Below are 9682 nucleotides of genomic sequence, written 5' to 3' on the forward strand. Positions count from 1 at the left end.
ACCGATGCCCGGTTGCCCGACCGCCCCGCAGTGAGTCAGTTGTATCGAGCACCTATGTAACGAGCGTGTTCCTCGGACGCCGCTCCGTCAACCTGGCCGTAACACGCCGGGGCCGCACGGTGCCCGTGGTCCGCCGCTCGGAAAACCCCTTACCGAGGGCGCCTGAGCTGCCGCTTTGCCGTGCTCCACGGGCCGGGCCGGCCGACCGGCAAAGAGCTGCGCCATACGGGAGCGAGGGGAAGGTTTTACCTGCGTGCCGAGGCCCTGGGCGCAGGGGCCGGGGGCTGCGCAAGCGGGGCGCGGGCGCGGAGGAGCGCCCGCCCCGCTCCCCGTGACGGGCCGGCCGGGAACCCGCCCAACGGGTTCGTGAGGGGCCTGATTCCGGTATCGGGCCCCGGCAGCCGGCGGCACGGATTGCATACGAGCGCGAGCGGACCGCTCATCGGCGGGGGTACGTCGCCGACGGCGCTACGAGCCGGAGGTGAAGGGCTGGGTGCGGGCGATGAGCAGGGCGACGTCGTCCGGGTCGTCGGGACGCCGGAGTTCGCGAAGGAGCCGGTCGCAGGTCTCCTCCAGGGCGCGGTCGGGCCCGTCGAGCAGGAGGCGCAGGGTTTCGAGGCGTTCGTCGATGGGGTGGTTGCGGGTTTCGACCAACCCATCGGTGTACAGGACCAGTTGGTCGCCGGGTTCGAGTCGGAAGGAGCTGGTCTCGAAGGGGACACCGCCCACTCCGAGCGGGGTGCCGGTGGGCAGGTCGAGGAGTTCGGGGTGCTTGCCGCTGCGGACCAGGACGGGCGGCAGGTGGCCGGCGGTGGCGATGTGGCATTCGCCGCGATGTGGATCGTAGGTGGCGTAGACGCAGGTGGCGATGTAGTGCTCCAGCCCCGAGGTGATCTTGTCGAGGTGCTGGAGGACCTGGGCCGGGTCGAGATCGAGGTCGGCGAAGGCGCTGGTGGCGGTGCGCAGGCGGCCCATGGTGGCGGCGGCGTCGATGCCGCTGCCCATGACGTCGCCCACGACGAGTGCGGTCTTGTCCCCTTCGAGCGGGAGGACGTCGTACCAGTCGCCGCCGATCTCATACGTGGCCTGCGCGGGCCGGTACCGGGAGGCGATCTGCAGACCGGGAAGGTGGGGCGGGTGGTCGGGGAGCAGGCTGCGCTGCAGGGTCTCGGCGGCGTTGCGCACGCTCTGGTGCGAGCGGGCGTTGTCGATGCACACGGCGGCGCGGGAGGCCAGCTCGACGGCGAGCGCGAGATCGTCCTCGTCGAAGGGCACCGGGTTGCGGGCCCGGGTGAGCCCCAGACAGCCGAGGATCTGGCCGCGGGCGATGAGCGGGGCGAGCAAGTACGAGTGCACGCCGGCGCGGGCCAGCAGCGTGGCGGCGTGGTCGTCGCGGGCGATGCGCGCCAGGTCCGCGTCGTCAGCGTGGGAGACCAGGATCGGGCGGCCGGTGCGCACGCACTGGGTGGCCAGCCGGTCGGCATCGTAAGAGGCGGTCCCGCCGGGAGGGTCGGCCGCCCGGAGGGCTTCGGTGGGATAGGCGCCCTTCACCGCGAGGGCGCGGAAGAGCGCGGGGCCTTCGCCGCGGGCCGGGCGGTGCTCGCCCAGGATGGAGTCGAGCACATCGACCGTGCCCATGTCGGCGAGTTCGGGAACGGTGACCTCGGCCAGCTCTCGCGCGGTCTGTCCCACCTCCAGGGTGGTGCCGATCCGGGCGGAGCCGTCCGCGATCAGGGCCAGGCGCCGCCGGGCCTCGCTGGCCTCCATGGCCGACTGGTACCGGTCGGTGACATCCACCACCAGGTCGGCCACCCCGAGAATCCGCCCTTGTGGGTCCTCCAGCCGGTACAGCGAAATGGACCAGGCGCGCTGGTGGTCCGGGTCGGAGGGGCTGCGCCCGACGACGGTGGCCTGGTCGACCATGGGGACCCCCGTTTCGAGGACCTCCCGCATCGCGGCCTCGGGCACCTCGAACTTCGCGGCGGTCATGATCTCGCGATAGCGCCGGCCGAGGTGATTCTTCGCGGGGATGCCGTGCATCCGCTCCAGGGCGGGGTTGACGGCGACATAACGCAGCTCGGTGTCGAGAATCGCCACCCCGATGGGCGACTGGGAGATCAGCCGGGTGGACAGGGCGACATCCCGCTCCACCTCGCGAAGCGTCGGTGAGTCGGTGGCGAGCCCGAGGGCGTAGAAATCGCCGAGGTCGTCCAGCAGCCGCATATTGCGCAGCTCCACCAGCCGTGCGGTGCCGTCCTTGTGCCGGACGGGGAATGTGCCGCTCCAGCTCCGGCCGGTCTCCATGACCTCGGCGAACTTCTTGATCACCAGGTCCCGGTGCTCTTCGTGGATGAGCAGCGGCGCAGCGTACTGCCCGAGCGCTTCCTCGGCGGAGTAGCCGTACAGATCCTCGGCCTGCGGGCTCCACAGGACGATCCGTCCGTCGGCGTCCACCAGCACCGCGGCGACGGCGAGGAGGTCCATCAGCCCGCTCGGCTGCGACGACTTACCCGCCGGTGCACCGGCGCCGGCTGGACGCACCTCGTCTGCGCTCACCCCGGCACTCCTTCCGTCCGCCGGACCACGTGGGGGTGTGCCCGCACCCCGTTCCGCGGCCCGGCCTGCCCAGGTGTCTCTCTCTGACCTGTTCCTGGCAGGTGCGTGCTGTGCCTTCCATCGTCCCCCTGGATCGTCCGCCCGCATACTCATCGCCCGCGCTCGTGCCGATTCCCCCACGCCCGCACACACTGCCGGGCTGCACAGGGATACGCCGGGACACCCCGGCTCGGCGGGCAGACGCCCCTCGCGGGGCCGACGCCGGGTATCGGCCCCGGGAAATCAGCGAGGCATGCGGACGGCGCCTGAGCTGCCCGGACGGTAGCCGTCGGGGCATTGCCACGACTTGCCGAGCCGGATTCCGAGGATCAAAGTTGAAGGGAAACTCTGACGAGATCGGAGCGCATCGTGGTCGTTCTCGGAGTCATTCTTCTCATTGTCGGATTCCTGACCGGCATTTCCATCCTGTGGACCATCGGAATCATTCTCGCCGTTATCGGCGCGATTCTGTGGCTCCTCGGCTCGATGGGACACGCGGTCGCCGGTCGAAAGCACTACTGGTAGCGCCACGTGCCCGCCACGTGGCCACGGTCACCAGCTCCCCGGCGACCCCGGTCGCCGGGGTCCGTCAGTCCACGGGGGCAGCAGCGGGGGCCCGCCGGCGTGCGATGACGCCCAGCGCGATGTCCACGACCAGGAACGCGACGAGCGAAATGCCGAGCAGCGGCACCGCCCAGCCCACCGCCCCGACGACGAGCGCGAGCGGAATCAGCACGGGCAGCGGAATCTGCCGCCACGCCCCACGCTGAACCGGCCGTCCGAACGACAGCGCGCGGTCGCGGGTGGGACGGCGCTGCCACCACATCCGGTAGCCCCAGACGATCAGGGAGATCAGCGCAAGGGCGAGCGCGGCCAGCGCGATCTGGTTGACGATCCCGAACAGGGTGCCGGTGTGCAGGTCGATGCCGTAGCGGGTGAGCTTGGCCAGAACGGGATGGTCGGCGAAGCGCGAGACGTCGGTGACCTTTCCCGTGCCGGGATCCACTGCGACCGCGTCCTGCTTCTCGGGCCAGCTGCGCTGGACCTGCTTGACGACATACGCGGTGCCCTTGTCCGTCGGCAGATCGATCTCGACGGGGTGGGACAGACCCTTCGCGCGGGCCGCCGCGAACACCTGGTCGATGCCCACGTCCGCGGACGCGGATCCGCTCGACGCGCCGCCCTTCTTCCCGTCCATCCCCGGCATGTCGGGCATCCCCGCCATTCCGCCGGAGCCGCCGTGGTGGGTATGGTCCTCGCTCACGGCCGTGGAGACGGTCGGCGTCGCCTGCCCCAGGGACTGGCGGAGCGCGTCGATGTTCCCCCCGGCGTATGTGGACCAGGTCAGACCGGTCGCGGACAGGAAGAACAGGCCGACCGCCGCCCACACCCCCACGGCGCCGTGCCAGGACAGCGTCCGGCGCCGTCCGGTGGCGGTGCGGTCCGGCAGTGTGAGAGCCCGCAGCTTGCGGTTCGTCCGCTTACGTCCGATCCACAGCGCGAGACCGCCGCCGGCGACCACCCACAGCCAGCTGGCGGCCAGTTCGCTGTAGAGCCGGCCGTTCTCGCCCAGGTGCAGGTTGCGATGGAGATCGTCGAGCCAGGTGCGCAGCGGCAGCGCACCCGTGGCGCCGTACGTCGGCAGCGCTCCCCGGATGCTGCCGGTGTGCGGATCGACGAAGACGGCGAGCTGGTGCTCGGCGGACACCCCCGGCACGTCGGCGAGCAGGACGCGCGTGGTGTCGCCCGGCTGCGGTGCCGGGCGTACGGCGGCGATCTTGCCCTCCGGGTGTGCCTTGCGGGCGGCGGCCACCTGCCGGGACAGCGGCATCGTGTGCTCACCGGCCGGGACCGTCAACTCGTGCGCATAGACCACCTTCTCCGCCTGGAACGCCCCGGCGTACAACAGCCCGGTGACCGCGGTGACCAGAAGAAGAGGCGCGACGAGCACACCGGCATAGAAGTGCAGTCGCAACACCAGCGGCCGAAGGGCGGACCACCCGGTCCGTCGTACGGCCGCCCGCTCGGCACCGGAGCCCACGGCGTCCGGGGCGTCGTCGGCAGCGCTCGACGCGAGACGTTGCTCAGTGGTCACGCGGGTACTCCCAGCTCGAAGGTGATGTGGCCCGGTCCTCTGCCGTGCCGCTTCAGGGAGTCGGACGACTGGACGGGTGAGTTCCGGCGACGTGGTGTGAGGTGGCCCATAGGGCGGGCGGTCGAGGCGAATCCCGCACCCGCCATCCATCCGGGCCGGGCGCACGGAAGGGCGCACTGCCCGGCACGACGACAGGACCGGACTGGCGCGCTGGACGGTCCCCGGCCGCGCTCTTCGCGGCCTGGTGCCTGACGACGGCGGCTCCGCGGCCCACGCCGAAGTCCGGGCACTCCCTGCCATGGTGGGCGCCGGCGGCCGCACGGGCCGTCACCGGTTTCCCGGTCGTCGTAGCCCAGCTCGGACCGCACTCGCTGTTCGGCCTGGCCCAGGTGTCCACCCCACCAGTGCAATTGACGCCCCGTCCGAAAGCAATGAGCAGCGCGATTCTTGTGCCATCCGTACGAAACGGTTCCTGCATCCGCGTCACGGTCGTCGGCGATCCGGCCACCATGCCGTGTCGTCGCAGTCGCGGTCCGCGCTGATCCGCAAGGCACGGCCCAGGCCGGACCGGCTCCGGCTCGGAGGTCGGCCATCCGCCGCCGCTGATGCCGAGGAGGCGGCAAGCGGGGGAGGGGCGGTGTCAGTCGCTCCCGCCGACCCGACCGCTCTCTTCGGCGTAAAGGTTTTCCACTCGCTGGTCCACGCCGAGATCGGCGCATCGTCGCGGGCGAGAAGCCGGACGCGATCGCCGAAGCCGTGCTGGACCTCCTCGACCTCGTCGAGGGCCTGCTGAGCGAACGGGCGCTGACCCACGCCACACGCAGGGGCTGACATCTGTGGCGCGTTGACGGCGGCAGTAGCGCTTCGCCGTGTCAGGGCGGGCATCGTGCGCCGGGCACGGCGAGGCAGGTATGAGCACCCGTGCTCAACTGCCGCCCGTACCGGCTCGGGGGGCCGCCGCACATACGGCGGCCGCCCGAGCCGACACCAGAATCCCGTTCCGTCACCCGGGAGCCGCTTCGTGTCGCTTCACCGTGGTGGAAAACGGGTGCCCAGGGGGCCGTGTCGGCGACCGGCGGGGGCTGCCCGCCTTGATCGCCATGCCGAGCAGGGCGCGGGCACGGAGGCCGCACTCGCCCCGCAGCAGGGCGACCGCCGGAGTGTGCGGCGCAGTTGCCCCTTGGGGTCACCGTGGCGTCGATGAGGTCTGCCGACGCCGGCTGCGCGCTGGTTACTGCGTGACCACCCCGGACTTGGCGATGACGATGTCGGCCTTGGTGCCGCCGCTGCGCGAGCCCAGGGACTCGATCTTCCTGACGATGTCCATGCCCTCGACGACCTCGCCGAAGACGACGTGCTTGTTGTCGAGCCAGTCCGTGACGATGGTGGTGATGAAGAACTGCGAGCCGTTGGTGTGCGGGCCGGCGTTCGCCATGGACAGCTGACCCGGCTTGGTGTGCTTGAGCTGGAAGTTCTCGTCCTGGAACTTCTCGCCGTAGATGCTCTTGCCGCCGGTCCCGTTGCCGGCGGTGAAGTCGCCGCCCTGGAGCATGAAGTCGGGGATGACACGGTGGAAGCCGGATCCCTCGTAGCCGAAGCCGTGCTCTCCGGTGGCGAGCTCACGGAAATTCTTCGCGGTCCTGGGAACCACGTCGTCGAACAGGGTGAAGACGATCCGCCCGGCCGGGTCGCCGTCGATGGTGATGTCGAAATACACGTCGTTACTCATGACGGCATCCTTACATCCGCGAGCGCCGGGGCGAGGCGCGACCCCCGGCACCGGTCGCGACCGAGTCCGTGTAGGGGACGCCGCTCCGGGAGATCCTGGCCGGGCCGCAGGAATTGCCCGGCCCGTCCGCCGGACCTCTCGTCGATAACAGGCGCCGGCACCCGCCCCGGTACCACTCAGCGCTCCCGGCTAATGTGCACCGGCACCCCTACCGACACCCCCACCCAGCGACGACGGAGCTTCAGCCGCATATGTCAGAGCGACAGACCGAGGAGCGAAAGGCGAAGCAAGCCAAGGGCCGTACGGTACGACAGCAGGAACGCAAGCTCAGATGGCGCATCCCTGGCTGGCTCTTCGGTCTCTTCATGGCGCTCGAGGCAACTGTTTGGGGCGTCTCCTTCACGGGGGATCTGGCCCTCGCCACCGGGCTCTCCGGCACTCCCGGCACGTTCAGGGTGGCTCAGTGCTATGACACGGACACCAGTCACCGCAGGTCCCACTACGTGTGCACCGGTACTTTCACCGCGCACGACGACCCGGGCGACGTGTCCCACCAGCAATTGGAAGACGCCTCCGCCGACTACCCGGACGGCGCCGAAATCGCGATGCGCCGAGGCGCGGACGCGGAGACTTACCAGCCGACGGGGTTCTGGCCCGTCCTGTCCGCTGTCTGGAAGGTGGGGCTCTGCCTGAGCGTCCTGGCCTTTTGCGTCTTCCTGCCCGTTTCGCGCAAGGATGACGGCCGGAAAGGCCCCGGCGCGTCATGGCTCGGCAGAGTGACCAATGGGCTGGCGCTGGTCTCCTTCGCCGGCGTCGCGATCGCCGTATTGGACGGAGTCGTCGCCTTGGTGGCATGGATGGTCGAGGGATTCGCCGCCTAAGGATCCGGCGGTTGTCGCACATTCTCCGGTCACGCAAGGTTTCCTTACGACCGGGGGGAGTTGGCGTCGTGGAGGTGCGGTTCTCGACCCGTACGAGGTGCCCGGCGTCCTCGACAGCCATGGTGTCACCGGAAGCCGGCCCCGCAGTGTCAGTGGGGGCGGTTAGCCTGCACAGATGATCGAGACGACCGGCGACGACCGCCGCTTTCCGCCTGCCCTGGCCGAGGTGGCCCGGTCGGCGGATACCGGCCCGCTGTCCCGCCGCTCGTATCGCCCCGTGCCGAGGGCTCCTGCCGGCGCGCAAATCGACCGGGGGCAAGCGCGCTTCCGGGCCGGGTGAGCAAAGGTCGGACCGACTCATGACCGAAGGTGAACCGTTCGGAACGTTCTTCCCCGGTATTCCACGCCGAGCAGGGTGTTACGACAGACTGCCGAAGTGGACTCAGGCATAGCAGCGATCTTGGGAGCGACCGTCGGCGCACTCGGTACGGGTGGGGCCGCAGCCGTCACCGGGCTGTGGGGAGCCAGGACCGCTCGGAGCCAACTCGCTTCCCAGGAAGTGCAGTTGAGGAGCCAATTGCGCGTCGACCGTGTTCGGGAGCGCCATGAGCCGCGCCGTATGGTGTACGCGGATTTCGTCGCGCAGGCACGAGCCATCGAGCGGGCCCTCGGAAGGTACCGGGAATCGCACACGATGGACATGGGCGCCTTCCACCAGGAAATCGACAAGCTGGATCATCTCGGGGTGCAAGTGCTCCTTGAGGGGCCGCTGCCGGTGGTCTCCCCTTCACAGGAACTCATCAGGTGCGCGCACCGATGCATCAGGCCCTTGCGGAATTCCATCGGAGCGCGAGAGCGATTCGGCGCCGAGTCCGGCGAGTGCGCGGACGCCGCCGAATCCGTTGCCGAAGCCGGGCTGGTGTTCACCACCGAGGTAAGGGACTTCGCGGAGACCGCCCGCCGCGTCCTCGACGACGACTCGGCGGTCGCATCTCCGCATCCCTGAGAACCGCTCAGGCCCGGACGACCCCGCCAATACGCCACGGCGCACCCGGTGTTCGTACCCGCTCGTGCCACGGGAGCCGACGCGGACGAGCGGTCGCCGGCGCTGCGTCCGCGCGAACCGGCCCGGGGACGAGCCGCCCCGTGGTGGACCGTCCGACGCGCACGCCCGGCGGCTCGCGAAACGGGGCGACGGAATACCGGCGCACGCCGGTCAGCAGTGCGGGAGTGACGCTCATCTACGTATTGTCATTTTGATTGCCGAACGCGTCATTGCTGACACGTACGCGCCTTCTTTCGAACTTCCGGGAACCCTACCGTCGCATGCACCCGACATTCGACGCCGGCAACTTCCGCTCCGAAAAGATCTGTTCACGAATTGACTCGTGAAGGGAGACGGAGCGGCGGCTGCCCAGGGAGAAGCCATGTCCGCAGTCATACAGCCGCAAGCAGATCCGCAGTCCCCGGGCTCCTGGCCCGGCGGGGACGGAGGGAACTGGCCCAGATATCCGAGGCTCTACGAGGCCATTCCGGACTCGGGACCGACCTCCGGAGGAAATACCGTCCTGCTCACCGGGGCGGGTCTGCAGGGCACGAGCCAGGTCACCTTCGGTGGCATCCCCGCCACCATCGTCGCCCAGGACCCTTCCGGCGGCTCGGTCACCGTCCTCGCGCCCCCGCACGCAGCGGGCACCGTCCAGATCATCGCCACCACACCGAGAGGCAACACCAACTCGGTGAGCTACACGTACACCGTCGTCCCACCGAGCGGCCCGACGGTCAGCGCTCTCGTGCCCAACAGCGGCTCCACCGCAGGCGGCACCGCGTTCGCCATCATCGGCACCCATCTCACCGGCGCGACGGTCACCTTCAACGGGATGCCGGCCACCGGAGTGTCCATCAACGCCATGGGCACCGTGCTGACCGGCGTCACGCCGCCCGGCCCCGCCGGCAACGTCCCGGTCGTCGTCACCACACCGGCCGGAAGCACCACCGTTCCCGGCGGATACACCTACACGGCACCTCCGCCCGTGGTGACGTTGCTGTCGCCGTCGTCGGGCAGTACGGCGGGTGGTACGGCGTTTGTGATCACGGGGAGCAGTCTGTCCGGGGCGGTGGTGACGTTCAACGGGGTTGCGGCGACGGGGGTTTCGGTCAATGCCTCGGGTACGGCATTGGTGGGCTTCACTCCGGCCGGACCGCTCGGCAACGTTCCGGTCGTGGTCACCACGCCGGCGGGGAGCGCCACGGTCGCCGGCGGATATACCTACACGGCACCGCCACTGCCCGTGGTGACGTTGCTGTCGCCGTCGTCGGGCAGTACGGCGGGTGGTACGGCGTTTGTGATCACGGGGAGCAGTCTGTCCGGGGCGGTGGTGA

At 69.9% G+C, this 9682-nt stretch carries 8 protein-coding genes; 5 read left to right on the forward strand and 3 right to left on the reverse strand.

The window, feature by feature from the left end; genetic code table 11:
• Positions 1 to 468: 468 nt before the first annotated feature.
• Positions 469 to 2556, reverse strand: coding sequence for a SpoIIE family protein phosphatase (locus ACWGI6_RS18705; RefSeq protein ID WP_453268519.1), 2088 nt, complete (start codon positions 2554 to 2556; stop codon positions 469 to 471).
• A gap of 408 nt (positions 2557 to 2964) precedes the next feature.
• Here ACWGI6_RS18705 and ACWGI6_RS18710 point away from each other — a divergent pair, with 408 nt between their 5' ends.
• Positions 2965 to 3120: a DUF6131 family protein gene (locus ACWGI6_RS18710; RefSeq protein ID WP_453268520.1), complete on the forward strand. Its 156-nt coding sequence runs from the start codon at positions 2965 to 2967 to the stop codon at positions 3118 to 3120.
• A gap of 64 nt (positions 3121 to 3184) precedes the next feature.
• Here the strand turns inward: ACWGI6_RS18710 and ACWGI6_RS18715 are convergent, their stop codons facing one another.
• Complete coding sequence (locus ACWGI6_RS18715; RefSeq protein ID WP_453268521.1) at positions 3185 to 4690, reverse strand: PepSY-associated TM helix domain-containing protein; 1506 nt, start codon at positions 4688 to 4690, stop codon at positions 3185 to 3187.
• A gap of 1231 nt (positions 4691 to 5921) precedes the next feature.
• Positions 5922 to 6419, reverse strand: coding sequence for a peptidylprolyl isomerase (locus ACWGI6_RS18720; RefSeq protein WP_393905868.1), 498 nt, complete (start codon positions 6417 to 6419; stop codon positions 5922 to 5924).
• Between the two features lie 251 nt (positions 6420 to 6670).
• On the opposite strand from ACWGI6_RS18720, the gene ACWGI6_RS18725 reads away from it, so the two are divergent.
• The 4 genes from ACWGI6_RS18725 to ACWGI6_RS18740 form a co-directional block, all read left to right on the forward strand.
• Entirely contained in the window at positions 6671 to 7300 is a 630-nt protein-coding gene (locus ACWGI6_RS18725) for a hypothetical protein (RefSeq protein WP_453268522.1), read from the forward strand.
• A 175-nt stretch (positions 7301 to 7475) separates the two neighbouring features.
• A complete protein-coding gene (locus tag ACWGI6_RS18730) occupies positions 7476 to 7640 on the forward strand; it encodes a hypothetical protein (protein WP_453268523.1) in 165 nt (54 codons plus the stop codon).
• A 279-nt stretch (positions 7641 to 7919) separates the two neighbouring features.
• A complete protein-coding gene (locus ACWGI6_RS18735) occupies positions 7920 to 8306 on the forward strand; it encodes a hypothetical protein (RefSeq protein WP_453268524.1) in 387 nt (128 codons plus the stop codon).
• A gap of 421 nt (positions 8307 to 8727) precedes the next feature.
• A partial coding sequence (locus ACWGI6_RS18740) for an IPT/TIG domain-containing protein (protein WP_453268525.1) occupies positions 8728 to 9682 on the forward strand: 955 nt, incomplete at its 3' end.

The organism is Streptomyces sp. NPDC054786 (genome assembly GCF_053611685.1).

Bases quoted from the DNA above. Each gene is read 5' to 3' on its own strand.
- ACWGI6_RS18720 (WP_393905868.1), bottom strand. From the start codon at position 6,419: ATGAGTAACGACGTGTATTTCGACATCACCATCGACGGCGACCCGGCC.
- ACWGI6_RS18735 (WP_453268524.1), top strand. From the start codon at position 7,920: ATGGTGTACGCGGATTTCGTCGCGCAGGCACGAGCCATCGAGCGGGCC.
- ACWGI6_RS18730 (WP_453268523.1), top strand. From the start codon at position 7,476: ATGATCGAGACGACCGGCGACGACCGCCGCTTTCCGCCTGCCCTGGCC.
- ACWGI6_RS18725 (WP_453268522.1), top strand. From the start codon at position 6,671: ATGTCAGAGCGACAGACCGAGGAGCGAAAGGCGAAGCAAGCCAAGGGC.